The sequence below is a fragment of the Paenibacillus terrae HPL-003 genome (assembly GCF_000235585.1).
Lineage (GTDB): Bacteria > Bacillota > Bacilli > Paenibacillales > Paenibacillaceae > Paenibacillus > Paenibacillus terrae_B.
On record NC_016641.1, the window covers coordinates 20,303 to 46,003 of the forward strand.

Consider the following 25,701-nt stretch of genomic DNA (forward strand, 5'->3'; position numbering starts at 1 on the left):
GCTACACCCCTTTGAACACGTTAAAATCGCGGCCCAGACGCACAATATTACTCATTTTATCTATTTGCATGGCGCCGTCCTTGAGATACGCAAATTCCATTCCGGATTCACGCGTCTCCCATTCATCGGGTGGACGACTGATCATTTCAGAAATTCGCAGCTGTGTTGGTGCAAAATAGGAGGCTGCGATAATTGCCTCGCCATTCCCCTCCATCCCCGCATGCGCCATACCTCGCAGGGCTCCGAGGACATAGATATCACCAGTACACGTTATAATTCCACCGGGGTTCACATCTCCCAAAAAGAGCAAATTCCCGTTATGATGAAGCACCTGGCCTGAACGGATAATCCCTGTCACGGTGTGGATGGGAGCTTTCCCCTGCACTTCTGAAGGCAGCCCGGGTGATTCGACGGACCGTATGAGCAGATTCCCCTTCTGTCTCAAAATCTCCAGAATGCTTTCCTTCTGTTCCTCCGTCACTTCCCGGCTTCCCAGCTTAATGTCTACATGAATAATCGGGCCGGTTAAAATATTTTGATGACTGTGCTCCAGCTTGAAACGCAGCTCACCCAGCAAATCCTCAAACTCGCATTGATCGTCCAGAAGGAATACCAGGCCGTCTTTGATGCCTTTAATCGTGACATGATTCGATTTCACCGCCATTAGCCTGTCCCTCCTATCTCAATCATTTCGTCCCCGGAACGTGAAATCCCTGCTAACCCGGACAAAATGTGTGTAAAAAGACCTAGACCTTCTCTTCCTTTTTCACACGGATATCCAAACGCTGCAATTGCTTGCGAACTGGAACGTAAATGATGAGGGCGAACAGAAAATGGATAAATAAATCAGGTATCATATATTGGGCCAGCGCCCAATCAAAAGTCTGATGGGTCAGTTGGAACAGATGATCAATGGCAAAAAGCATGGAATCCAGCAGAAAACTGCCGATCAGCACAGCTCCCATCATAATAGGCATCGGCGCACGTTGAGCTGTAAATACAAGCCCCAGCAAATAAGCCGACAATCCCATTGCAAAAGAGTAAGGTCCGATAATAAACCCGTAATACACAACGTCATGAATAAGCCCAAAAACAATACCCAGTACCAATGCCGTATGGCGACTATAATATACGGATACGAACAAAATGACGACATACACGAAATTCGGAACCATTCTCGGATGCCAACTATCCGGAAGAAGCCACGGAAGAATCGTTCCTTCAGCTATAAACAGTACAAACAGCAGCAGTATTAGAACCTGACCGCGTATCTTCATTATTCCGGTACCTCAGGAGTGTAAAGAACGAGCAATTCTTTCCAATCCACGAAGCTGGCTGCCGGTTTGATAATCGCTGTACGTGTTTGTCCGAACTCGCCAACCTGGATTTTTTCTACCGTACCGATCAACAGATTTTTACGGAACTTCCCACCTGCTCCGGACGTAATGATCTGATCACCTTTTGCGATTGGATCATTTTCCTCAATGCGAGTCATTTGAAATCTGTTCGTAGCCGGATCATAACTTTCAATCATACCAAACGAATTATTTTCCTTGCCCAGTGCTGTTGCTGCAATAGCATAAGAATTTGGATTTTTAGGGTCTAATGTAGTCAATAGCGTAACTGTAGAAGTGAAATTCGCTGTGCGACTAATAACCCCTACAAACCCCTCAAGTGATCTGACTTCCTGACCAACCTTGGCCCCGTCCTTTTCACCAATATCAATGACAAGCGTTTTAGAATCATTACTGACGCTATTTACCTGTGCAATACGAAAATCATATTGATTTTTGGACTTTTGCGTTTGGGTGAATTTCAGTTCTTGCTCAAGTCTGGTGTTTGTCTCTTTCAAGTTAGAAGTCTGAATCTGCTCTGCGGTTAACTGCGCTACGGCAATTTTCAACCGTTCATTTTCACTATAAATACTTCGCATATTCCCGATATCTTCAAAGAAGCCCGCTATTGCTGAAGCGGGCTTGTAGAAGATACCTTGCACAAAGCCAATTGAATCTCTGGCGAACTTTTCCGGCCAGGTTAAGGAATTTCTCTGTCCAAGTGTAATCCCCATAAGGGCAATAAACAGAACGATTCCGATCAATAGAATAAATAGTCTTTTATTGCCAAACAGCTTAAACAGTTCCTACACCCCCGATTCAACGTCTGGAACGGACGGCAGAACTGCTGCGCGATTTGAACAAATGAATATTTTCCAGCGCTCTGCCTGTACCGATTGCCACGCAATCCAGAGGATTTTCCGCTACGATAACCGGCATCCCGGTTTCAGCCGCCAACAACTTGTCCAAGTTACGCAAAAGTGCTCCGCCACCAGTCAATACGATACCTCTGTCCATAATGTCCGCCGCTAACTCAGGAGGGCATTTTTCCAGTGTCACTTTAACTGCTTCCACAATTGCATTCACTGTATCGGACAACGCTTCACTGATTTCATCCGACGTAATCGTAATCGTCTTCGGCAAACCTGTTACCAGATCACGTCCACGAATTTCCGACGTCTCCACTTGTTCCAGCGGCATTGCGGAACCGACTTCCATTTTCAACTGCTCTGAAGTCCGCTCACCAATCATCAGATTGTATTGACGCTTCACGTATTGGATGATGGAATCGTCCATTTCGTCACCAGCCACACGCACGGAGCGGCTCGTCACAATCCCGCCCAGAGAAATAACCGCTACCTCGGTTGTACCTCCGCCGATATCGACAACCATACTACCCGTTGGCTCCCATACGGGAAGATCAGCGCCGATTGCAGCCGCAAACGGCTCTTCAATCGTGTACGCTTCCCGTGCGCCCGCTTGCTTCGTTGCATCTTCAACAGCACGCTGCTCCACCGCAGTAATGCCTGAAGGCACACAAACCATCACGTTCGGATGACGTGGAAACAAAGAACGTTGGGCTTGCGCCTGACGAATAAAATATTTGATCATCGTTGCAGTCGTATCAAAATCCGCAATAACGCCATCCTTCATCGGACGGATCGCACGGATATTCCCCGGTGTGCGACCAATCATTTTTTTTGCAGATTCACCAACCGCTTCAATGGTTTTTGTGTCTGTACGTAATGCGACTACAGAAGGTTCACGAACCACAATCCCTTTTCCTCTTACGTATACCAGCGTGTTTGCCGTCCCCAAGTCAATTCCCAAATCTTTTGTAAAGCCACCCAGCATGATGTTAATCTCCTTTTCTCTTCCCTGAAATCTGTTATCCATGTATAAACGGTTTATTCAGGCCGGCCTAGCCGGTCGGATTTAAATGTTTGATTTAAATAGTATATTATATCAGACCTTGTTCCTTCAAACTTACGAAGGTTCCGTCCCCGATCACGATATGATCGAGCACGTCGATGCCCACGATGTTGCCCGCTTCCATCAGGCGACGGGTCAACTGGACATCCTCCGGGCTTGGCTTCGGATCACCGCTCGGATGGTTATGAGCGCAAATAATCGAGGCACTGCTGCATTTGATCGCTGCCCGAAATACTTCACGAGGATGTACGATGGCGGCATTCAGGCTGCCCATGGATAGCGTTTCCTGGTGAATGACATGATTCTTAGTATTCAGGAACAGGCATACAAAATGCTCCTTCTGCAAATAACGAAGCTGCTCAAACAGCAGATCTGCCACGTCCCGTGGGCAACTGATCACCGGGGTCTCCAAATGGCGTGACAATGCCAACCGTCGCCCCAATTCGATACCCGCTTTGAGCTGTATCGCCTTGGCATTGCCAATGCCTTTAATCTGGGTCAATTCAGTCATACTCATATCCACCAGTTGGCGCAAGTTCCCCGCCTGCTGCAAAATACGCTGAGCTAAATGCACCGATGACTCATTTTGTGTTCCCGTACGCAGCAATATTGCCAGCAACTCCGCGTTGCTTAAAGCTTCCGCCCCATATGTCATCATGCGCTCTCTTGGTCGTTCTTCATGAGGGAGGTCGCGAAGCATCAGTGTTGGCGACTCTAACATATGTTTATCCCCTTTAAGGCTGCAACACGTTCACTCCGAATTCGGACAACATGTCCGACAGCAGAGAAAGCGGCAATCCTACGACGTTAAAATAGCAACCCTGAATAGATTCCACCAGCGTAGCACCCAAACCCTGAATGCCGTACGCTCCCGCTTTGTCAGACGGTTCGCCCGTATTCACATATGCCATAATTTGCTCATGGCTCAAAGGCTTCATCGTAACCTCTGTTTGGCGGTGTCTGACAAGCGTTTTGCCGGTTATGGTATGTATGCAGGCCACCCCAGTGAATACGCGGTGAGTTCTTCCCTGCAATGCTGTCAGCATGCGAACTGCGTCCGCATGGTCGGCAGGCTTACCCAGTACCAAACCATCCAGCACGACTATGGTATCACTGCCAATAACTAATCCATCTTCTTTGGATTGGCTGCCAATGTTCACGACCACTTCGGCTTTGCGTACCGCAAGGGTCTCCACAATTTGCTGAGGCGTCCAGCTCTCAGGCGTGCTTTCATCCGCATGACTCGGCATCACGTCAAAGGGCAGTCTAAGAAATGAAAGCAATTCCTTCCTTCTCGGTGAAGTCGATGCCAGAATAATGCGGGGCGTAATTTTCCCGTCCATAAGGGAAGCTCCTTTTCATCAGTTAGAGCCTGCGGTACAGCCAGAACGCGGCGATGATGCCGATCAGACTAAGCAGGCTCAATTCAAAATTTATCGTTATGTTGTAGCTGATAATATCCAGATCCGCTCTCGGCGACCAGGATATCGTTGTGGGGTGTGTCAGAAAGGAAAGGTATTTGATCGATTGAAGGGCTTTGGCAATCCATGCACCCAAAAGCCAACCGAGCAACAAAAACAGTATCAGCATTCCTACATTTTTTTTCATCCTGATCTTCCCTCGCCATTTTTTGACACCTTCATTATTATACGGTGATTTCAACTGCAATACAAACAGAAATCCGGCATGGGGAACTATTTCCAGTTCCTTGCCGGAAAACATTGAGAATCTATTGTTTTATGAATTGTATAAATTCCTTCTCATGCAAAACATATTCCATCATCGAAGACTGAATTTCCCAAATGTGCTCCTTGGCTGTGTTCTTGTTATATTCTCCAAGTGCCGAGACTGCACTGTTCATCGCCTTTTCCAGCGTGGATGCGGAAGCAGCCGCTTCCTTCGGCAGATCGGAGGGAAGCGCAGCGATATTTTGCGTCCACTGCTGATGCAGATCGTTCAGTTCCTTCATTTCGGTGGCATTTGCCTTACCTGATCCTCCTGCTTCAAGCAAGGATGAGGAAAGCCCGCTCAGCTTGCCGACCAAAGTGCTGCTTAGCTGAAAAAAGGTAGTGAGCTTTTCACCATCGCCCCCATAAGCTGCTTTTTCGAATCCAGGCAGTTGAAGCTCACGGACATACAGCTCGACTCCTTGTGTTTTCAGTTGATTGCTGAGCAGCTTGGCCTGTTCCCTGTCCGGCGATATTCCCGCATAGACTCGGTTCTGATCCTCTGTGTCTCCACCAGCGGCAATGCCTGCCTTCAACAGCTCTTCCTTTGCTTGCAATGCCCGTTCAGGGGTGCTGAATACTCCATATTGCAGCAGGTAATAAGTTTGTGGGGGGACCTGAGCCGATACAACTGTAACAGGAGCGGAATTATCTTGTACAGATGGTGTATCTGTACTAACAAATTCTTTAAAAACCGGTATAGCCTCCTCTGTTGACGGTTCTGATCCAGGAACAGCTCCACCTCCGTTAAAAAGCAGCAACATGATATATCCAAACATCCCCCCGGTCATCAACGCACTGGCTACTGAGCCAATCAGCTTCCATCTGGATGGATGGGGCGGACGCTTTCGGTACTCTTGACTGGAACGATGAGTTTCTTCTTCATGCTCTTCCGTACGATCTGGCAGAAAATCCGTATCTGACCAGGAAGCTGCTGATCGCCCAAACGGATCATCCCATCCTTCCTGCACGATGGGGGCGGGAGCAAAACGCCGCTTCGTACTAGGTCTATTCACGCCCGAAGGCTCGTTAATTTCTGAGATTCGTTCAGTCCCGCTGTTTGCACCTATGCCGCTAATTCTTTCTGTTCTTTCATGCTGGTTACCAGCTTGATACTGTTTCTCGCTTTCATACCGTTCCGCTTCTTTATTGGTTTCACGTTGCTGGATAGTTATCGGCCCGGTTTTGTATGGAAGCACCTGTAGCTTTTCCTCACGGCTTGTCTCCGGCGTCTGTTGCTCGAACCGGAATGTCATCTTTGCCTTGTTCACGGATGCACTCCCTCCTTGTCCCATACTTCCTCATAGTCTGTTGTATGAGTCAGGAAGAGAAAATATGCCCCGAGCATTACAAAAAAGGGTATCCCGAAGACACGTTTCGTGTTCGGAATACCCTTGATGGTTGTATTTCATCGGCGTAACACTTTATGCATGCTTGTTACACTTGCTGCTCGCGCAGATGGCGTGCTAGCGCGTCGCCTGCTTTCCAGATATCTCCCGCGCCCATTGTCAGCACAAGATCGCCCGGCTGAAGACGATCCTTCAACTCGTCGATAACAGCTTCCTTGGTTGGCAGATAGATGGCATTCGCATTGCTGTTCTGAACGATTAAATCCACGAGCTTCGAAGAATGCACACCTTCAATTTGTTTTTCTCCCGCTGGAGAATAAATGTCGGTAATAATGACTTCATTCGCCTCACTGAACGCACGACTGAACGCATCCAGCAGGAAAAAAGTACGGCTGTAGCGTTGCGGCTGGAACACAGCAATAATACGCTTGCCAGTCACTGTAGCTGCACTAATCGTAGCCTCAATCTCTGTTGGATGATGAGCATAGTCATCAATAACAAGAATGTCATTGCTTTCGCCTAGCACCTGAAAACGACGCTTCGCTCCGTGAAACTCCACAATAGCCGCAGCAATTTGCTCAAATGGGATGCCTGCTTCCAAGCAAGAAATCACACTAGCCATAGCGTTGTACAGATTATGTTTACCCGGTACAGACAATTCGATGGTTCCAAGCGCTGTCCCTTTGTGATTCATAGTAAAGCTTAATCGACGGTCGCCCAACTGGATATCCGTTGCCGTATAATTTGCTTCATGCTCGACTCCATAGGTAATGACTCGAGTCTGAATCTGAGGCAGCATTTCCCGGACGTTCTGATCATCGGCACATACGATAGCCGCGCCATCCGGCCGGATTTGACTCAAGAACTGTACATAGGCACTTTTCAGACGATTAAAGTCGCCATCATAATTTTCCAAATGGTCGGCTTCAATGTTGGTCACAATACCTTGCCAAGGATGATATTGCAGAAAAGAACCATCGCTCTCATCCGCCTCGGCAACGACAAACTCGCTTTTTCCTGCTTTGGCATTCGTCCCCAAATTCGTGATTTCGCCGCCAATAATGTATGTTGGATCGACATTGCATCTCTCCATGACCAGAGCGATCATCGAGGAGGTTGTCGTTTTGCCGTGCGCTCCCGCAACAGCTACTCCCATACGCTCGTTAAGCAACCGTGCGAGCATCTGGGAACGATGCAGGGTCGGAATATTCAATTCCTCTGCTGCCACCCGCTCCACATTGTCACGGGACAGTGCCGTCGAATAAACGACAATGTCCGCCCCTGTAACGTGCTCAGGCGTGTGCCCGAGATATATTTTTGCGCCTTTCGCCGCCAGTTTTTCTGTCAGCTCCTGTGATGCCACATCTGAGCCTGTCACGGTATATCCCATCTCCAGCATGACCCGAGCAATCGCGCTCATCCCGTAACCGCCGATACCGATAAAATGAACATGTTCCGAAGTAATCAACAAATTTCACCAACCTTTTTCCGAATCGGTTTGATACATAAGGGTAGCCCGTACATCCGCAATGAGATACAGTGTTCCGGATACCACCCCCAGATCCTCCGCTTCCGTATGTGACTGAAGCAAGCGAAGAGCCTTTTTCCAGTCACCTTCTACAATAATTTTCAAATCCGTTTTGGCATAGGACGGCCGCAGCTTCTCCACGAGATGAGCCAGTTCAGCGGCATTCATTTTGCGGCGGAAATCGGGCTCGGTCAGGATAAGCGTATCCACTAGTGGCAGTATATGCTGCAAGTATGCTTCATGATGCTTGTTTGACAGCATACCCATCATTAAAACCATCTTTCGGTACGAATACAGTTGGGGAAGACTCTTTGCCAGCGTCTGCGCCCCCTCCGGATTATGAGCACCGTCAATAACAATTCGCGGCAAACTGCTGACTTGTTCCAGACGACCTGCCCAGGCCGCTTCTCTAAAGCCCTCCAGCAGTTCAGTGTCATCCAGCACAAAAGCCATATACTGACGAAGCACCTCAAGTGTCATCAAAGCTCCTGCAGCATTAGCACATTGATGCTCGCCTAACAACGTGATGCCGATTTCCATGTGTCGGAAGGGTCCCGCAAACGAAAAAGTCTGTCCTGTTTCGTCCCCATTCAGCCGTTCATACGTAAACTGTTTTCCTGCTAGATACAAGGTAGCTCCCTGCTTTGTCGCCGTTTCCCGTATAACCTGAATAGCCTCTGGCTGAGATACACAGCTAACAACAGGTACGCCTGGCTTGATAATTCCAGCCTTTTCGCCTGCGATCTGTTCGAGTGTATCCCCTAAAATATCCGTATGGTCATAGCCTACATTCGTAATGACCGAGACGATAGGACTCACGATATTAGTTACATCCATCCTTCCCCCGAGGCCCGTCTCCCATACCACAACATCTGGAAAAGTCACCGTGGCATAATATAAAATAGCCAACGCTGTCGATACCTCAAACATCGTGGGTGATCCCAAATCACTGGCCGCGATTTCCTTGACCAACGGATACAAACGATTGGCAAGTGTGACCAGTGTATCATCGGGAATATCCATCCCGTTGAATTGGAATCGGTTCGTAAACCGGGTGATATATGGAGACGTAAAGGTTCCCACATCATAACCGCATTTCAGTAGAACCGAGGTTAAGAAAGCACAGGTCGAGCCCTTGCCATTGGTTCCCGCAATATGCACAAATTTAAGATGCCGTTGCGGATCACCCAACATGCTCATTAACTTCTCAATCCGTTCCAGTCCGGGTCTGATTCCGAACGGAATCAAACCGTTAATCCATTCCACTGCTTCATCATAGCTTTGTAAAGGAGCCGCTCCCCCGCCCCTGATTGTATCTGACATCCTCTTCACCTTCAGGTCATTTTATAGTTAGTGGAATTATCCCTTGAGTTCTTCAATCCGTGTGATAACTTTGGCGCGCTTATCCGAATAATCGGCTTGCTTGGCCTTCTCTTCCTCGATGACTTTGGCTGGTGCCTTCGCCACGAAGCCTTGGTTGGACAGCTTTTTCTCCACGCGCTCCACTTCACTGTTCAAATGCTGAAGCTCTTTTTCCAGTCTGCTAATTTCCTGGGCAATATCAAGCAGCCCGGCTAACGGCAGGTATAGCTCTGCTCCGCTGACTACAGAAGTCATGGCTTTATCTGGAACAGAGAGCTCCAATCCCGTGTCGAATTCAGACGTATTACAGAATCGACGCACATAATCCCCATTGCGGTTAATGATATCGAGAACGGCTTGATCGCCGGGTTTTACGAGCAATTCGATCTTTTTACTCATCGGCACGTTCACTTCAGAACGGATATTCCGCACTGCACGAATCACATCAATCAGCAAATTCATTTCAGCTACCGCATCCTTGTCCTCGAAAGCCGAATCATAAACGGGCCATGCGGCCAGTGTAATCGTTTCGCCTTCATGCGGAAGATGCTGCCATATTTCTTCGGAGATAAACGGCATGAACGGATGAATCATGCGCAGTGTCCGATCCAGCACATACGCCAGTACGGACTGTGTTTTCTTTTTCGCCTCTGCGTTCTCGCCATACAGGGCGAGCTTTGCAAACTCGATGTACCAGTCGCACAGGTCATCCCAAATAAAGTTGTACAGAAGGCGGCCTGTCTCGCCAAATTCATAAGCATCTATTAGACGCGTGATATCGCGTGAAGTTTCGTTCAAACGGTGAAGGATCCAGCGGTCAGCTGTGCCCAAATCACCGGTAATGTCGATATCCGCCGCAGTTACCCCTTCCAGATTCATCAGCGCAAAGCGCGACGCATTCCAGATTTTATTGGCAAAGTTACGTGCCTGCTCTACCCGTTCCCAACGGAAGCGAAGGTCCTGCCCAGGCGTGCTGCTGGTAGAAATCATATACCGCATGGCATCCGTGCCATATTGGTCGATTACGTCGAGCGGATCAACACCATTGCCGAGGGATTTGGACATTTTTCTACCTTCCGCATCACGCACCAAACCGTGCATAAGCACGTCCTTGAACGGAATCTCTTCCGTAAACTCCAGTGCGGTAAAGATCATTCGCGATACCCAGAAATAAATAATGTCATAGCCTGTAACCAAGACATTGGTCGGGTAGTAGCGTTTGAGATCCTCAGTCTGCTCAGGCCAGCCCAGTGTCGAAAACGGCCACAGGGCAGAGCTGAACCATGTATCCAGCACGTCCTCATCCTGTTTCAGCTTTCTGCCAGCATATTCAGGCAAGGTTGTAGGGTCCTCCATCGATACAATAATCTCACCGGTTTCTTCATCGTACCAAGCCGGAATACGATGTCCCCACCACAATTGGCGGGAAATACACCAGTCACGCACATTTTCAATCCAGTGCAGATAAGTACGCTCAAAGCGGTCCGGAACAAAGTTGACGCCATTGCCAGCCTTCTGCACTTCAATCGCTTTGGCTGCCAGAGGCTTCATTTCCACGAACCATTGTGTAGACAGATAAGGTTCTACAACCACACCTGTACGCTCGCTGTGGCCTACCTGGTGCACATGCTCTTCAATACGGATGAGTACGCCCTGCTCTTTCAGATCAGCGACGATCTGCTTACGGCAATCGCTGCGATCAAGACCCTGATATTTGCCTGCTTCGGCATTCATCGTTCCTGTTTCGTCCATTACCGTAATTTGTGGCAACTGGTGACGTTGTCCCATTTCAAAGTCATTCGGATCATGAGCTGGTGTAATTTTAACCGCGCCGCTACCGAAATCTTTATCTACATAGTCGTCCGCAATGATCGGAATTTCCCGCCCGATAATCGGAAGTACGAGTGTTTTACCGATCATATGCTTGTACCGTTCATCCTCCGGATGTACGGCTACCGCTGTATCGCCCAGCATGGTTTCAGGACGCGTGGTGGCTACAGTGATAAACCCACTGCCATCTTGAAGCGGATATTGCAGGTGATACAGATTTCCGTTTACCTCTTTGTATTCCACTTCAATATCTGATAGAGCGGTACGTGCAGCAGGGTCCCAGTTAATGATGCGTTTACCGCGATAAATCAGGCCCTTCTTGTACAGCTTGACAAATACTTCGCGAACGGCTTGAGACAACCCCTCATCCAGCGTAAAACGCTCACGCGAATAGTCAAGAGAAAATCCCATTTTTTCCCATTGATTATGAATGTTGTCCAGGTAGAGATCCTTCCATTCCCAAACCTTCTCCAAAAATTTCTCGCGTCCCAGATCGTAGCGCGTCAAGCCTTCCTCACGCAGCTTCTGCTCCACCTTCGTCTGGGTGGCAATGCCCGCATGGTCTGCCCCTGGCAGCCACAATGCGTCATAGCCCTGCATCCGCTTGGTGCGGATAATAATGTCCTGCAAAGTAAAATCAAGAGCATGTCCAATGTGCAGCATACCCGTCACATTCGGGGGTGGAATAACGATTGTAAAAGGCTCTGCCTCTGGAAGTCGCCCAGCGCGGAAATACCCCTTCTCCATCCACGTTTTGTACCATTTTTTCTCGGCTGATTTTGGATCGTACGTTGTCGGCATTTCCAAGGTTGTCTTGTTGTCTTGTTCTGACATATCAGGATACCTCCATGATTTTTCGATTGGCAAATAAAAAAGCCCTTCATCCTCAAAGGACGAAAGGCTGTTCTCTCGCGGTACCACCTTTGTTTCACCCCTCGTGTATGTATCCACTGATCCATTACACATGGTGTGACACTTATGCAGATAACGGCTGCGGACCGGCCTTATTCTACCGTGAACCTCGTACCTTCCGTTGGGATTAAATGAGGGACCGTTCAAACAGGCGACTCCCGGGTGACTTCGGCCAGTAGCTTCCTGCGGAACCTCACAGCGCTGCAATTCCACTCTCTGAAGGGCTTGCTGCCTACTCTTCCCGATCTCAGTCTTTCAATAGCTATACCACATCATACATTTCCCATTGACTATAGTCAACACCCGTTGCTCATTTTCCAATGACCGAATTAAGGGATGTACAATACCTGCCCTTCTTCTACATGATGCTCTGCCAGCTTGTTATACAGTTGAAGCTCCCGTGTGCTGAGTTGATAGCGATCAGCGATCGTTTCCAGTGTATCTTCACGCTGAACGATGCATAATCGGACCTTGCGGAAAGGCGTTTCATCCTGTGTATGGAAAAAAAGGTTTTTCCATTTGGCATTCTCACGCTCTTCCTGAGCTTCCTGCGCCTGACCCTGCGGTTCTTGCTCCAGTTGCTGCTGGTATTCCGCTTCCTTCACCGAACGACTGGATTGGAGCAATGATGAGTAGACCACCGGGTCCGGCTCGTCTGCTTTTTCGTCCTTTTTGCTGTTCAACGCCACGCGCATCTCCGGTTTATCGTCTGCAACAGTGTCATGGAACACAGCGTCCACCTGCTCTAATGTCTCAGGTCTAAAATCATTCGCCTGACCTGCTTCCAGCTGCGGCTCCAGATTGATTTCTGACTCCGTCGCGGGATGCGGTTCAGCCAGCAAAGGATCATAGACTATATCGGGAGCTGTGGAGGATATTTTCGGCTCATTTCCCGTCCATGCTTCCTCTTGCTGAAATCCCCATACTTCTGGTGTAACATGCTCATGCTTTACCTCGGAAGTGCTGTCCTCAACAGCTTTACCCGTCCAAGGTTCATAGATCCGGTTCGGGTCTACAGCAGGCTCATAACCTTGGTGTTCCGATGATGACTTCTGCTCCCCATACTCCTGTGATGGCTGTTCCCAGGAAGTATACTCCTGCTGAGCTGGCACCCTGTATGAAGATTCAGACTTCGTTGTGTGATCGGATACAGAATTCTGAGTGGCATAGGTTTCTTCCTGACGCTGCTCTGTATTCACGGAAAAGGGGTGAGCGGGATGTTCAGGTGCGTGCACCACCGTAAATTCCTCATCCAGCCAAACCGCTGTCTCCTCCGCATGGGAACTTTCCACCCCGTGCAGGGAGAGAACACCTGTAATATTCAGACTACGCAATGACAGCAGGTCCACATCGAAATTCTCAATCTCAACAGAGATGTCTTCCAATCTTCCTACCCGATTTAATGGAATTGTAATTTCTACAGGGATCAAATGATGAAGCTCGTTCGTTACCTGTTCAGGTGTGCGGTACACGCCCTCCAGCAGCAAATGCCCTCGCAAAGCGGCATGGTCGCCGTGGGTTACAACCTGAATGCGTGGCAGAAGCTCAATTTCCTCCAACTCAGCAATCCCGGCAGCTTCCTCCGTCAAATGAATGCGTTCATAAATATCAAAACGCAAGCCTTGCGGCTGATCATTCTGTTGTTTGTTCAAGGATGGCATCCTCCTTTGGGCAGCCTCCGCACATCCTCTGACTCCTGTCAGGCGCACGGAAACTCCATATTGCAAACCGTTTCTAGGTTCAAGTATATGCGCCAAAATAGAAGGCATGCCATCTTTTACAACTGTTGATGCAGCTTTTGAAAATCATCCGGCCAAGCATCTTCCACAGTAATCGTTTCACCGCTTAGCGGATGACGGAAGGTAAGACGCTCTCCGTGCAGCGCCTGCCTGCCAAAATCAGCAGCTCGTCCCCCGTATAATACATCCCCCAATAACGGATAGCCCGCATGGCTAAGATGAACGCGAATCTGATGCGTTCGGCCTGTTTCTAGTGTTAAATATACGAGGCTCACCGCCTTTTGACCGCTCCCCCACACTTCACCAAGTTCCACATGGGTAACCGCACTCTGTCCAGTCGGAGAAACACGGCGACGCTGCTTGTGATGCCTGTCCTTGCCAATCGGCCAATCCAGCATCCGTAGTGATGAAGGGACTTCCCCCCGTACCAAAGCCACATAACGGCGACCCATATCCTTGGTCCGCATCTGCTCGTCCAGCTTGAGCAACGCGAATTCATTTTTGGCATACAGTACCGGGCCTGTCGTATCTGTATCCAGACGATGCACATGCCGTACTGCCGCATGGATGCCATTCATCTCATAATACGATGCGACCGCATGATCCAACGTCAGTGGACCCTCTTTTACAGCTCCGTCCGGATGTACCGCCATACCCGCAGGTTTGTGTGCGACCAGGCAAAAATCATCCTCATACAGCACCTTCAAATCGTACCAGCGAGGGGTCACGCCAAGGTTCGTAACGGGAAAAAGGGCCAGCCGCAGCCGGTCCCCCGCAAATTCAATCTGCTTTTCGTGTCGCAGTCTGCGCCACAGCTTGTCCGGTAGCTCCAAACGATTCAGCAACCAATGATCTACAGCATCGGTGCAATGCTCACCCTCTGTGATTTCCCGTCCTGGTGTGACTTCCAGCCACGGTCCCCGTCTTTTCCAGCCACCTTGCCAGCTCATAGACGTTTGAGCGCGCGATAGTTCGCCTCAATGGTCGCATCAATATCCTCAACCGTATGCACACCTGATACGAACATACCCTCGAATTGAGATGGAGCCACACTAACGCCCTCATTCACCATTTCAGTAAAGTAACGGCGGAAGTGGTCCTGATTACTCGTTTTAGCTGTGTCAAAATTGACAACCTTTTCTTCTGTAAAAAATGGACAAACCATGGAACCCACGCGATTGATCGTGACAGGGATACCCAGCTCGCTCGCATTACGTTCGAATCCGGCTTGAAGTCTTGCTGCCCGCTCTTCCAGGCGATCGTATACTTCTGGCGTTAGCAATTTAAGTGTCGAATAGCCTGCTGCCATAGCCAGCGGATTTCCGCTAAGTGTACCCGCCTGATAGATCGGACCGGAAGGTGCAATCCGTTCCACAATATCACGACGTCCGCCATAAGCACCTACAGGCAGACCTCCGCCAATGACTTTGCCCAGACACGTGAGATCCGGCGTCACGCCAAAGCGGCCTTGAGCTGAATGAAGCCCTACCCGGAATCCGGTCATGACTTCATCAAAAATCAGCAGACTTCCATACTGCTGGGTTACCTCACGCAAACCTTCCAAAAATCCAGGCTGTGGCGGTACAACTCCCATATTGCCTGCTACTGGCTCGACAATAATTGCGGCAATCTCTTCACCAAATTTCTCAAAAGCTAGCTTCACCGAAGCCAAATCATTATAAGGGACGGTGAGTGTATGGTTGGCCACGACTTCAGGTACACCTGGACTATCGGGCAAGCCTAATGTCGCAACACCAGAGCCTGCTTTAATCAGCAAGCTGTCCGCATGACCGTGATATGATCCCTCAAATTTAAGGATTTTACTACGGCTCGTAAATCCGCGTGCGAGTCGAATCGCACTCATGGTCGCCTCAGTTCCAGAGCTAACCATCCGTACAAGATCCATTGAAGGAACACGTTCACATACGAGCTTGGCCATTTCAGTTTCTGCCAACGTCGGCGCTCCGAAACTGGTTCCTTTTACAACGGCAGCCTGTAAAGCTTTAACCACTTCGGGATGTGCATGGCCCATAATAAGCGGTCCCCATGAACATACATAGTCAATATAGGATTGACCGTCGATATCATATACCCGCGATCCTTCTCCACGGTCGATATAAACAGGCGTAATGCCGACGGATTTAAAAGCCCGGACTGGACTGTTTACGCCCCCCGGAATATATTGCTTTGCCTCATCAAAGGCTACTTTGGAGCGCGCATCCTCGCGCACTGTTCGTTGTTCGTTGATCATTCTGATCACTCCTGTCTTCTGAAAAATACGTTTATTGCTTCAACCATCTTGCCGCATCCTTGGCGGAATAGGTAATAATCATGTCTGCACCTGCGCGTTTCATGCTCGTCAAAATCTCCAGCACCATCGCTTTTTCATCAATCCAGCCTTGAAGAGCTGCCGCCTTGACCATCGCGTATTCACCGCTGACGTTGTAAGCCACCATAGGCAGATCAAACTGGTCTTTGATTGTACGCATCACATCCAGGTACGAGAGGGATGGCTTCACCATCAGCATATCCGCACCTTCCAGCACGTCCGATTCTGCTTCTCGCAATGCTTCACGTGCATTAGCAGGGTCCATCTGATAGGATTTGCGGTCACCGAATTGCGGTGCAGAATCTGCCGCTTCCCGGAAAGGACCATAAAAAGCAGACGCATATTTGACGGAATACGACATAATCGGAATATGCGATAAGCCTTCCTCATCCAGCCCTTGTCGAATCGCTTGCACAAAGCCGTCCATCATATTGGATGGCGCAATAATATCAGCGCCCGCTCTGGCTTGAGAAACGGCTGTACGTACCAGCACCTCCAGAGATTCGTCATTCAGCACTTCACCACATACCTCGCCATCATGCTCATGCATGTGGACCATACCGCAGTGCCCATGATCCGTAAACTCGCACAAACAAGTGTCAGCCACAACCAGCAGCTCGGGATAACGCGACTTGATCAGACGTGTAGCTTCCTGAACAATACCATCGTCCACAAAAGCCGAAGTGCCTAAGCTATCCTTCGTCTCCGGAATGCCAAACAGGAGCACGGCAGGAATGCCGAGCTCACTAATTTCTTTCAGTTCTTCTTCCAATTGGTCCAGAGAAAATCGGTACACACCCGGCATGGAGCTGATTTCCTGCTTCACTCCTGTACCGAATGTTACATAGATCGGCTGGATAAAATCAGCGGGATTCAATACCGTCTCACGTACCATACTGCGGATAGCAGCAGATTGACGCAAACGGCGATGTCTGGTAAAAGGAACACTCATGATTGCAAACCTCCAGTTTCTATACATTCATTTGGTAAAATAAAATTATGATGTCACAGCGCTTGATTGTTTCCAGTCACATAGCGATTGAATCAGGCTTTCAATAGTTGCCTTTTCCGCCATGAAGCTGACGGTCAGGCCCGCTTGGGTCGCTGTTTCTCCGGTGAGAGGACCAATCACAGCGATCGTCACTCCCTCCAGCAGCGACAGCGGATCTTCGACTTCCATCTGCCTGAGTGCTTCCAGAAAAAAGGTTACTGTTGAGGAACTAGTAAAAGTAATCGCATGGATGGCACGTTCCTCAAGCAGCTTGAGCAGCTCATCATCATGTGTGTTTGCCGCCAGCACGGTTTGATACAGATCGGCCTCGGTCACCTCAAGTCCAAGCATTCTCAGCTTCTCCGGCAGCCAGGACCGAGCGAGATCGCCTCTTGGCAGAAATACGTTCTGCCCTGCCTGCAAATCCTGCTCAAACGCTTCGAGCAAGCCCTCTGCCTGAAAAGGACCTTCGATCTGCTCCGCTTCAATTCCATGTGACCGCAATGCCGCCAAAGTGGCTGGCCCGACTGCTGCAATACGCGCCTTAAACAGCGATCGCACATCCTTGCCTTGTTCCTTCAGATGAGTGAAAAAATATTCCACTCCGTTGACGCTGGTAAAGAACACCCAGTCGTATTCAGGCAATCGCGCAAACGCCTCTTTAATTTGCCGTTGCGTCGGCTCGTCCGAAGGGACAACCGTCTGGATGACTGGAAATTCATAAGGCTCTCCACCAAGCTCCTCTATCCGATGAACCAGACTACTGGCCTGGGCACGCGCACGTGTAACCAAAATCCGCTTGCCGAACAAAGGCATATCCTCAGCCCATTTTAACTGTTCACGCTGATTAACCACTTCTCCGACGACGATAACGGCGGGAGGCTGAAAATTCGCCGCTTTCACCTTGGCCTCAATATCTGCCAGCGTACCCACCAGCGTATCCTGCTCTGCCCGGGTTCCCCAACGGATTAAAGCAACGGGTGTGCTTGGCGATTTGCCGTGTTTCATCAGTTGCTCACTGATATAGCCGATCTTCGCCACACCCATCATAAAGATCAGTGTGCCCGTTGCGTTCGTCACTTTATCCCAATGAATACTCTTGTCGAGCTTGTCCGGACTTTCATGCCCCGTAATGATAGACAACGATGAGGCCATATCCCGGTGTGTGACCGGAATGCCCGCATAGGCAGGTACACTGATCGCTGATGTAATGCCGGGTACGATCTCATAGGAAATACCGTGTTTGCGCAGCAGTCCGGCTTCTTCCCCGACCCGCCCAAAAATGGTAGGGTCCCCGCCTTTGAGCCGAACGACCGTTTTTCCTTCCAGAGCCAGATCCACCAGCAGCTGATTGATTTCCTCTTGCTTCATGGTGTGACGATCCGGTAGCTTGCCTACATATATTTTCTGAGCACCTGGCTTCATCAAACCCAAAAGGCGAGGGCTTGCCAGTCTGTCATAGACAATAACATCACCCAGTTGAATGCATTCCCAGCCCTTGACCGTAATCAGTCTTGCGTCACCGGGTCCTGCGCCTACTAAATATACCTTTCCCGTCATTCCATCATCCCCTCACCTGCGCCAGAATCTGTTCCGCTCCTTTGGCGATCAAGCTGGCCGCTACCGCTTCTCCCAGCTTTTGCGGATCATTTCCCTGGAGCGTTTCCTTCAAAATAACCTCGCCATCCGGCGAGCCTACCATGCCCGTGAGACGGATTTCCTGGTCAGCCCAGACTGCGTGGGCCCCGATTGGCACCTGGCATCCCCCATTCAGCACGCCAAGGAAGGTTCGTTCTGCCGCAACCGTAGCCGAGGTATCCCGGTCGTTGTACAGGTGCAGCAATGCCAGCAGCTCTTCATCGTCTGCACGGCACTCAATACCGAGAGCTCCTTGTCCGACTGCTGGCAAGCAGGCTTCCTCCGGTATATAGGACGTGATCCGGTCTTTCCAGCCCATCCGGTGCAAACCTGCCGCAGCCAAAATAATGGCGTCAAATCCTTCAGTCTCCAGCTTTTTCAGGCGGGAATCAATATTACCGCGCACAGGCTCCAATTGAAGATCCGGTCGTAATGACTTGATCTGGCTGGCTCTGCGCAGGCTGCTTGTGCCGACCTTTGCCCCTTGCGGCAGGTCCTCCAAGCTCTTGAACCCCAGGGTAACGAGACAATCCCGAGGGTCCTCCCGACGCGGCACCGCGCCGTTCACTAGCCCTTCAGGCAATTCTGACGGCATATCCTTCATACTATGTACTGCCATATCAATTTCACCAGCCAGCATGGCCTGTTCAATTTCTTTGACAAACAGCCCTTTGCCACCCACCTTTGACAACGTTACATCCAAAATCCGGTCGCCCTTGGTCAATATTTTTTTTACAACAAACTGCATATCCAGCCCATGCTCCGCGCACAACACGTTCAAATCCTCGATGACATGCCCGGTCTGAGTTAGCGCAAGCGCGCTCTGTCTGCTACCTACCACAATTGTTCGCATGCTATTCCTCCTGATTTTGCGCAATCCATATGTCAATCTCTTCTTGAGTCCATGCAGTAAATTCCTGACGTCGTATTTGCTCCAAAATTCCGCTGCTCGCCAAACGTCTCAGCAGTTTCGCTCTTTGCTGCGGGGAAGATACGATACGTTTAATCGCTTGCCGCATATCGTACATGAAATCCAGATACGGCTCGTATTCCCTACCAAACAACGTATCCAAAGCCGATGTAATTTCAGACGTGACAGCCGGACCTGCACCTGCGGTGGATATGCTGATCGTTAGCCTGCCCCGCCGGATGATGCCAGGTGTTATAAAGTCCGCCTCTTCCGAACGATCCGCCACATTTACCAGTATACCCCTTTGCCCGGCCTCATGCGCAACCGCATTGTTCACTTCTCTCCGGTCGGTCGCCGCATATACAAGAAAGGCTCCCTGGAGGTCACCCTCGCGGTATACGCGATTTACCCAGTGGAGCTGCTTATGATCGGCCAGAGCCTGTAAATCCGGTGTTATATTCGGACTGATGACGGTAATGAACGCCCCGCTTTCCATCAGTCCCTTTACCTTGCGTTCCGCTATCCTTCCGCCCCCCACAATACAACAGATCTTATTTTTACAATTTAGCGAAATCGGCACAAAATGCTGCAAACGGCCACTCACTCTCCCGTCCACTGATGAAATACAGACCAGGAATTCAGCAAAAAGTTAAGAATCAATAGCGTGTAGCCCACTAATGCCCACTTCGCCATTACGAGGCCCGACTTCTGATTGAATCTTTTACTCACTAAAAATACAATATACACGCACAGGGCTATCGCTGTCATCAATACTTTGGTATCCAGCAGCAGACGCCAGCGTTCTTCAGCAATAATAGAAATGACGGCAACTACAATGGAGACCCCAAGCAAAGGAGTACCAATCAACAGCGCCATATGGGTATACCGATCCATCATTTCCAGACTCGGCAGACGCCGAATCGTATCATTCCATTTCTTGACTTTTAATTTACGATGCAAAAACAGATAGAGCCCCGAAAATACAGCCGCTACCGTCATTGCTACAAAACCAAGATTAGCCAAAGCGATATGGATGAGAAGCAGCCCATGCACCGTATGCCAGCTTCCAAGCGGATTGTCGGTGGGCTCCATCCATATATTATTGAGCACAAGAACCGCAAAACTAATAATGTTAAGCAGCAATACCGCAAATTCCGACCGCTGATAGCGTGACAGTATTAAAGAAATCAGGACCAAAATAAATGAAAACAGAAATAAAAAATCGTAGGTCACTAAAATAGGAAGATGTCCTTCGTTCCAGGTTCTCATCCCCATATATATAAGCTGGAGCACAAGAACGACAACAAGAAGCCCTGTACCTGTCCGTTTGGCACTCGCATTACGGCGAATGCCATCCGAGAATACAAACAGAAGGCTCAGGGCAAAAACATAAATCATTGAATCATATATAAGCGTGCTTAAAGCCACGTTCACTCACCCGCCTTTACAGGCCAGCCGGCGCAAACGACGCTGGCGAGGCCTGGGCCTGACCAGATTTTTCATGAATACCGGCCTCCGGTTTCATTAACGCGGATACATCGCTTTTATCTACTTTCTGAGCGGCGTCCTCCAAACGATCCTCCAGAGCAAAAATGTGGCTAAACAGTTCAAGCGCCTCATTCCCCTGCTTTTGGACAGCCAGTTCCTTCACCGAATTGATCGGATCATGCATCATCTGGTTCAGCATGCTTTTCGTCAAACGGCTAATCACTTTGCGTTGTCGTTCATCCAACTCGGGAAGCTTGTTGAACAAGCTTTCCAGCGTATCCTGATGCACGGACTCTGCTTTTTCCTGTAAAGCACGAATCACCGGACGCACTCCCATCGTTTTTAACCATTGATAAAACTCGCCAAGTTCCCCTTCGATCATATGCTCAATTTTGGAAGCCTCGGTACGGCGCATTTCCAAATTACTCTCCACGATGCCTTCCAGATCATCAATATCGTAAAGAAAAACATTCTGCAATTCGCCAATAGCCGGGTCCAAATCACGTGGAACCGCGATATCAATCATAAACAAAGGCCGGGACCGACGGCGTTTCATATTGGCTTCAACCCGCTCCCGATCCAGAATATATCCTTGTGCACCTGTCGAGCTAATGACAATGTCCACATCCGCCAGCCGATTCATGCCTTCCTCCATCGTGACCGGCGTTCCGTGAAACTTGGAAGCCAAATCTTCCGCTCTGGATAAAGTCCGGTTCGCCACAATGACCTCAGCTGCTCCCCCGCTGTACAAATGCTTAACGGTAAGCTCGCTCATTTTACCCGCACCGAGAATCAGCACCTTCTTATCGGTAAACATCCCAAAAATCCGTTTGCCAAGCTCAACTGCTGCATAGCTGACAGATACGGCGCTTTCTCCAATGGATGTCTCCGAATGGGCACGCTTGCCCAATGTGACGGCCTGCTTAAACAGCATATTAAACCACGTTGCCGTAATTTTCTGGGATTGAGCCTGAAGAAAAGCGTTCTTCACCTGTCCCAAAATTTGTGTTTCTCCGATCACCATAGAATCCAGGCCACAAGTCACACGGAACAAATGCCGAATAGCCTGCTCGTCCTCATATATATATAAATGCTGTGTAAATTGATCACGAGGAATGCCGAACCATTGCTCCATAAAACTGCGTATAAAATAACCGCACATGTGAAGGCGGTCCACCACGACATATATTTCAGTCCGATTGCAGGTAGCGACAATTACGCCCTCCAACACACTTTTGGTGAGTTTGAGTTGTTCCAGCGCTTTTGGTAAATCTTGTTCTGCAAATGTAAAACGCTCTCTGACTTCCACAGGCGCCGTACGATAATTCAACCCAACAACGACGATGTGCATTGCAAGTTCACCTGCCTAAACTGTAATAAGAATAACCACTGTTATCATAAACTGTGTTAATTATATCACAGAAGTACGAATCCCCCCCTGTTGTTTTATGAATTGTTTATGAAAATTGGATGGCAAACTCCAACATCCAAAACGTTCTCTATCGTTTGATATAGTTTGAACCAGTCTTAAAACAAATAACCATGGAATAAATCCATGGTTATTCTTCGCATATGTCTTTTCCGATAGAGCGCTCTCCATGAACGCCCTTCTTCTTAGATTTCCGGTTGTTCCTCGTCTTCGTCGTTCTCAATATAGCTGGAGATGACCGACCATAGCTCGTCCTTACCCATGCCTTCTTCAGATGAAAAGGGGATAAACAAACCCCCGGGAAGTATTCCGAGTTCCTGCTTTATTACTTTATAATGCTTTTCCCGCCGTGTTTTGGGGATCTTATCTGCTTTCGTGCCCACAACGCATACCGGAAGGCCGTGATGGCGCAGCCAGTCGTGCATCATGATATCATCCTTGGATGGTGGATGGCGCAAATCAACCATTTGAAGTACCAGCTTGAGCGGCTCCCGTTCCAGCAAATACGACTCAATCATTTGTCCCCAGGCTTTACGGGACGTTTTGGATACCTTTGCGTAACCGTAACCCGGAAAATCGACGAAATAGAGATCATCATTAATCCGGTAATAATTGAGCTGCTGTGTTTTCCCCGGCGTAGAACTGGTGCGCGCCAAGTTTTTACGGCTAATCAACCGATTAATCAGTGACGACTTCCCTACATTGGAACGCCCCGCCAGAGCAATCTCCGGCAAAGCGTCCACAGGGAACTGATCGGGGCCAACCGCACTAATAATAAATTCTGCTTTTGTTACTTTCATTGTGTCCTTAATTCCTCTCTAATGTACCCTTGCCTGCTCAACCAAAGCATGCTTTAGCACCTGATCCATATGGGCAACGGGAACAAATTCAACATCCTGCCTAATACTGTCGGGAATATCTTTTAGATCCCGTTCATTATCCTTGGGAAGCAGAATCTTTTTGTAGCCTGCCCGGTGGGCTGCCAGCGACTTCTCTTTCAATCCGCCAATAGGCAATACGCGGCCGCGCAGGGTAATTTCACCCGTCATAGCCACATCCTTGGATACATGACGGTTGGTCAGAGCTGAAATCAGCGCTGTAGCAATGGTAATCCCCGCCGATGGCCCATCCTTCGGAATCGCTCCCTCCGGAATGTGGATATGAATATCATTTTTCTCATAAAAGTCCGTAGCAATGCCCAGCTCAACCGCTTTGGAGCGAGTGTAGCTAAATGCTGCCTGCGCGGATTCTTTCATAACGTCTCCCAGCTTACCTGTAAGAATCAGCTTGCCGCTGCCGGGCACGACCGTCACTTCAATCATCAGCGTTTCACCGCCGACCTCTGTCCACGCCAAGCCTGTAACCGTACCAATCTGGTCTTCCAGTTCCGCTACACCGTAACGGAATTTGGCGACGCCTAAATAATCTTTCAGATTATCCGGTGTAATTCGAATCGGGCCTTCTCCGCCGGATACCACTGACTTCGCAGCCTTGCGGCACAGAGAAGCCATTTGCTGTTCGAGATTCCGCACGCCGGATTCACGGGTATATTCGCGGATGACACGCAGCAGCGTATCCTCCCCGATGTCCAGTTGCTCCTCTTCCAAACCATGCTCTCTCTTCTGCTTGGGCAGTAGATAACGATTGGCGATTTCGAGCTTTTCCAGCTCGGTGTAGCCCGGAATGTACAGTGTCTCCATCCGGTCCATCAGCGGACGCGGAATGTTGTGCGCCGCATTGGCTGTCGTCACGAACATCACATTGGACAAATCGAAGGGCAGCTCAACAAAATGGTCACTGAACGTATTGTTCTGTTCGGGATCAAGCACCTCCAGCAATGCCGCCGAAGGGTCACCTCGAAAATCAGAAGCCATTTTATCAATCTCATCCAGCAAAAAGACCGGATTAGACGTTCCTGCTGTCTTCATCCCCTGAATGATACGACCTGGCATCGCGCCCACATAAGTGCGGCGATGACCGCGAATTTCTGCTTCATCCCGCACACCCCCGAGCGAGATGCGAACAAATTCCCTCCCCATGGATTTGGCGATGGAACGAGCCAACGAGGTCTTGCCGACCCCCGGTGGCCCTACGAGACACAGAATCGGCCCCTTAATGGTCTTCACCAGCTTGCGTACAGCCAGATACTCCAGCACCCGCTCCTTCGGCTTATCCAGTCCATAGTGGTCATCATTCAGTACCTCTTCAGCCTTGGCGATATCCAGATCATCATCCGTAAACTTGTTCCATGGCAGACTTAACAGCCAATCGACGTAATTACGGATAACCCCACCCTCGGCAGAGCTTGCAGGCATTTTCTCCAGACGGTCAATTTCCTTCTCAACCTTCTCCTTCACAGGACCGGGCAGCTCCAGCTCACTTAGCTGATTGCGCAGTTCTTCTACTTCTCCCGCGCGACCTTCCTTCTCGCCAAGCTCCTTCTGGATCGCCTTCATTTGCTCACGCAGGTAATACTCCTTCTGCGTTTTCTCCATCTGTTTCTTCACGCGCTGGTTAATTTTACGTTCCAGCTCCAGTACCTCACGCTCGTTATTCAAAATATCCAGAAGCTTCTCCAGACGTTGAATTACGTCGATCGTCTCCAGTATATCCTGCTTCTCCTTGATTTTGAGCGTTAGATGGCTTGTAATCACGTCAGCCAGCCGTCCGGGCTCCTCAATGTCAGATACCGCAGCGAGAGTCTCAGGGGTTACCTTTTTGGACAAGTTGATATAATGCTCGAACTGGGTCAGAACAGTGCGCATGAGCGCGTCCGTCTCGGGATGCACGTTTTCTGCCTCATGCAGTTCCTTCGCCAGTACTTCGTAATATTCCTCATTGTCCGTATATTGAATAATCTCGGCACGTTCCAGCCCTTCTACCAGCACCCGAATCGTTCCGTTGGGAAGCTTGAGCATCTGGCGCACTTTGGCTACCGTGCCAACTCGAAAAATATCCTCTTGTGCAGGTTCTTCAATATTTACTTCTGATTGAGAACACAGGAGAATCAAATTATCTTCAACCATCGCTTTTTCCAAAGCCTTGACCGATTTTTCCCGGCCCACATCGAGATGCAGAACCATGCTCGGGTAGACCAGAAGTCCTCTTAAAGGCAGCAAAGGAAAACGACGACCTTTTGTCTTGTTGGGTCCCATCGCTTTCGCACCTCCAGTGATTCTCAGGTTCCGGATTTTACAATCCTC

Annotated in this window: 22 protein-coding genes; all 22 read right to left on the reverse strand. The window is 49.4% G+C overall.

The features are described 5' to 3' along the window. Position 1: 1 nt before the first annotated feature. Positions 2–664, reverse strand: coding sequence for a septum site-determining protein MinC (gene minC / locus HPL003_RS00120; RefSeq protein WP_014277588.1), 663 nt, complete (start codon positions 662–664; stop codon positions 2–4). An 82-nt stretch (positions 665–746) separates the two neighbouring features. Next, positions 747–1,277 carry a rod shape-determining protein MreD gene (gene mreD / locus HPL003_RS00125; protein ID WP_014277589.1) on the reverse strand — a complete coding sequence of 177 codons (531 nt, stop codon included), beginning with the start codon at positions 1,275–1,277 and terminating at the stop codon, positions 747–749. After that, on the reverse strand, positions 1,277–2,104 hold the full coding sequence (mreC, locus tag HPL003_RS00130; protein WP_337998898.1) for a rod shape-determining protein MreC: 828 nt from the start codon (positions 2,102–2,104) through the stop codon (positions 1,277–1,279). The genes mreD and mreC overlap by 1 nt, the downstream gene beginning before the upstream one ends. Before the next feature lie 49 nt (positions 2,105–2,153). Next, positions 2,154–3,188 carry a rod shape-determining protein gene (locus HPL003_RS00135; protein WP_014277591.1) on the reverse strand — a complete coding sequence of 345 codons (1,035 nt, stop codon included), beginning with the start codon at positions 3,186–3,188 and terminating at the stop codon, positions 2,154–2,156. 106 nt (positions 3,189–3,294) lie between these two features. Beyond that, positions 3,295–3,987: a RadC family protein gene (gene radC, locus HPL003_RS00140; RefSeq protein WP_043922260.1), complete on the reverse strand. Its 693-nt coding sequence runs from the start codon at positions 3,985–3,987 to the stop codon at positions 3,295–3,297. Positions 3,988–4,000: 13 nt separating this feature from the next. After that, positions 4,001–4,609 (reverse strand): Maf family protein, encoded by a 609-nt coding sequence (locus HPL003_RS00145; protein WP_014277593.1) that lies wholly within the window; start codon positions 4,607–4,609, stop codon positions 4,001–4,003. Positions 4,610–4,631: 22 nt separating this feature from the next. Further along, positions 4,632–4,874, reverse strand: coding sequence for a DUF4321 domain-containing protein (locus HPL003_RS00150; protein ID WP_043922515.1), 243 nt, complete (start codon positions 4,872–4,874; stop codon positions 4,632–4,634). Positions 4,875–4,995: 121 nt separating this feature from the next. Next, positions 4,996–6,264 (reverse strand): SPOR domain-containing protein, encoded by a 1,269-nt coding sequence (locus HPL003_RS00155; protein WP_014277595.1) that lies wholly within the window; start codon positions 6,262–6,264, stop codon positions 4,996–4,998. A 166-nt stretch (positions 6,265–6,430) separates the two neighbouring features. Beyond that, positions 6,431–7,810: a UDP-N-acetylmuramate--L-alanine ligase gene (gene murC, locus HPL003_RS00160; protein WP_043922516.1), complete on the reverse strand. Its 1,380-nt coding sequence runs from the start codon at positions 7,808–7,810 to the stop codon at positions 6,431–6,433. Positions 7,811–7,816: 6 nt separating this feature from the next. Next, positions 7,817–9,193, reverse strand: a complete 1,377-nt coding sequence (locus HPL003_RS00165; protein ID WP_014277597.1) for a bifunctional folylpolyglutamate synthase/dihydrofolate synthase — start codon at positions 9,191–9,193, stop codon at positions 7,817–7,819. A 36-nt stretch (positions 9,194–9,229) separates the two neighbouring features. Then, positions 9,230–11,896, reverse strand: coding sequence for a valine--tRNA ligase (locus HPL003_RS00170; protein WP_043922261.1), 2,667 nt, complete (start codon positions 11,894–11,896; stop codon positions 9,230–9,232). Positions 11,897–12,303: 407 nt separating this feature from the next. Continuing rightward, positions 12,304–13,626 carry a LysM peptidoglycan-binding domain-containing protein gene (locus HPL003_RS00175; protein ID WP_014277599.1) on the reverse strand — a complete coding sequence of 441 codons (1,323 nt, stop codon included), beginning with the start codon at positions 13,624–13,626 and terminating at the stop codon, positions 12,304–12,306. Positions 13,627–13,751: 125 nt separating this feature from the next. Beyond that, on the reverse strand, positions 13,752–14,663 hold the full coding sequence (locus HPL003_RS00180) for an RluA family pseudouridine synthase (protein ID WP_014277600.1): 912 nt from the start codon (positions 14,661–14,663) through the stop codon (positions 13,752–13,754). Beyond that, entirely contained in the window at positions 14,660–15,964 is a 1,305-nt protein-coding gene (gene hemL, locus HPL003_RS00185; RefSeq protein WP_043922262.1) for a glutamate-1-semialdehyde 2,1-aminomutase, read from the reverse strand. The genes HPL003_RS00180 and hemL overlap by 4 nt, the downstream gene beginning before the upstream one ends. A gap of 31 nt (positions 15,965–15,995) precedes the next feature. Further along, positions 15,996–16,994, reverse strand: a complete 999-nt coding sequence (gene hemB, locus HPL003_RS00190; protein ID WP_014277602.1) for a porphobilinogen synthase — start codon at positions 16,992–16,994, stop codon at positions 15,996–15,998. 45 nt (positions 16,995–17,039) lie between these two features. Further along, positions 17,040–18,593, reverse strand: a complete 1,554-nt coding sequence (gene cobA / locus HPL003_RS00195; RefSeq protein ID WP_014277603.1) for a uroporphyrinogen-III C-methyltransferase — start codon at positions 18,591–18,593, stop codon at positions 17,040–17,042. A gap of 4 nt (positions 18,594–18,597) precedes the next feature. Then, positions 18,598–19,524 carry a hydroxymethylbilane synthase gene (hemC, locus tag HPL003_RS00200; RefSeq protein ID WP_014277604.1) on the reverse strand — a complete coding sequence of 309 codons (927 nt, stop codon included), beginning with the start codon at positions 19,522–19,524 and terminating at the stop codon, positions 18,598–18,600. A gap of 1 nt (position 19,525) precedes the next feature. Further along, on the reverse strand, positions 19,526–20,173 hold the full coding sequence (locus HPL003_RS00205) for a precorrin-2 dehydrogenase/sirohydrochlorin ferrochelatase family protein (RefSeq protein ID WP_014277605.1): 648 nt from the start codon (positions 20,171–20,173) through the stop codon (positions 19,526–19,528). 8 nt (positions 20,174–20,181) lie between these two features. Continuing rightward, complete coding sequence (gene ccsA, locus HPL003_RS00210) at positions 20,182–21,009, reverse strand: cytochrome c biogenesis protein CcsA (RefSeq protein WP_014277606.1); 828 nt, start codon at positions 21,007–21,009, stop codon at positions 20,182–20,184. Between the two features lie 16 nt (positions 21,010–21,025). Beyond that, positions 21,026–22,420, reverse strand: a complete 1,395-nt coding sequence (gene hemA / locus HPL003_RS00215) for a glutamyl-tRNA reductase (protein WP_014277607.1) — start codon at positions 22,418–22,420, stop codon at positions 21,026–21,028. 263 nt (positions 22,421–22,683) lie between these two features. Next, a complete protein-coding gene (gene yihA / locus HPL003_RS00220; RefSeq protein WP_014277608.1) occupies positions 22,684–23,298 on the reverse strand; it encodes a ribosome biogenesis GTP-binding protein YihA/YsxC in 615 nt (204 codons plus the stop codon). Between the two features lie 18 nt (positions 23,299–23,316). Beyond that, on the reverse strand, positions 23,317–25,653 hold the full coding sequence (gene lon / locus HPL003_RS00225; RefSeq protein ID WP_014277609.1) for an endopeptidase La: 2,337 nt from the start codon (positions 25,651–25,653) through the stop codon (positions 23,317–23,319). Positions 25,654–25,701 lie beyond the last annotated feature (48 nt).

What these genes read in the sequence shown, in the direction of transcription:
- minC (WP_014277588.1), bottom strand. Translation starts at nt 664, where the DNA reads ATGGCGGTGAAATCGAATCATGTCACGATTAAAGGCATCAAAGACGGC.
- mreD (WP_014277589.1), bottom strand. Translation starts at nt 1,277, where the DNA reads ATGAAGATACGCGGTCAGGTTCTAATACTGCTGCTGTTTGTACTGTTT.
- HPL003_RS00135 (WP_014277591.1), bottom strand. Translation starts at nt 3,188, where the DNA reads ATGCTGGGTGGCTTTACAAAAGATTTGGGAATTGACTTGGGGACGGCA.
- radC (WP_043922260.1), bottom strand. Translation starts at nt 3,987, where the DNA reads ATGTTAGAGTCGCCAACACTGATGCTTCGCGACCTCCCTCATGAAGAA.
- HPL003_RS00145 (WP_014277593.1), bottom strand. Translation starts at nt 4,609, where the DNA reads ATGGACGGGAAAATTACGCCCCGCATTATTCTGGCATCGACTTCACCG.
- HPL003_RS00150 (WP_043922515.1), bottom strand. Translation starts at nt 4,874, where the DNA reads ATGAAAAAAAATGTAGGAATGCTGATACTGTTTTTGTTGCTCGGTTGG.
- HPL003_RS00165 (WP_014277597.1), bottom strand. Translation starts at nt 9,193, where the DNA reads ATGTCAGATACAATCAGGGGCGGGGGAGCGGCTCCTTTACAAAGCTAT.
- HPL003_RS00170 (WP_043922261.1), bottom strand. Translation starts at nt 11,896, where the DNA reads ATGTCAGAACAAGACAACAAGACAACCTTGGAAATGCCGACAACGTAC.
- HPL003_RS00180 (WP_014277600.1), bottom strand. Translation starts at nt 14,663, where the DNA reads ATGAGCTGGCAAGGTGGCTGGAAAAGACGGGGACCGTGGCTGGAAGTC.
- hemL (WP_043922262.1), bottom strand. Translation starts at nt 15,964, where the DNA reads ATGATCAACGAACAACGAACAGTGCGCGAGGATGCGCGCTCCAAAGTA.
- hemB (WP_014277602.1), bottom strand. Translation starts at nt 16,994, where the DNA reads ATGAGTGTTCCTTTTACCAGACATCGCCGTTTGCGTCAATCTGCTGCT.
- cobA (WP_014277603.1), bottom strand. Translation starts at nt 18,593, where the DNA reads ATGACGGGAAAGGTATATTTAGTAGGCGCAGGACCCGGTGACGCAAGA.
- hemC (WP_014277604.1), bottom strand. Translation starts at nt 19,524, where the DNA reads ATGCGAACAATTGTGGTAGGTAGCAGACAGAGCGCGCTTGCGCTAACT.
- hemA (WP_014277607.1), bottom strand. Translation starts at nt 22,420, where the DNA reads ATGCACATCGTCGTTGTTGGGTTGAATTATCGTACGGCGCCTGTGGAA.
- yihA (WP_014277608.1), bottom strand. Translation starts at nt 23,298, where the DNA reads ATGAAAGTAACAAAAGCAGAATTTATTATTAGTGCGGTTGGCCCCGAT.
- lon (WP_014277609.1), bottom strand. Translation starts at nt 25,653, where the DNA reads ATGGGACCCAACAAGACAAAAGGTCGTCGTTTTCCTTTGCTGCCTTTA.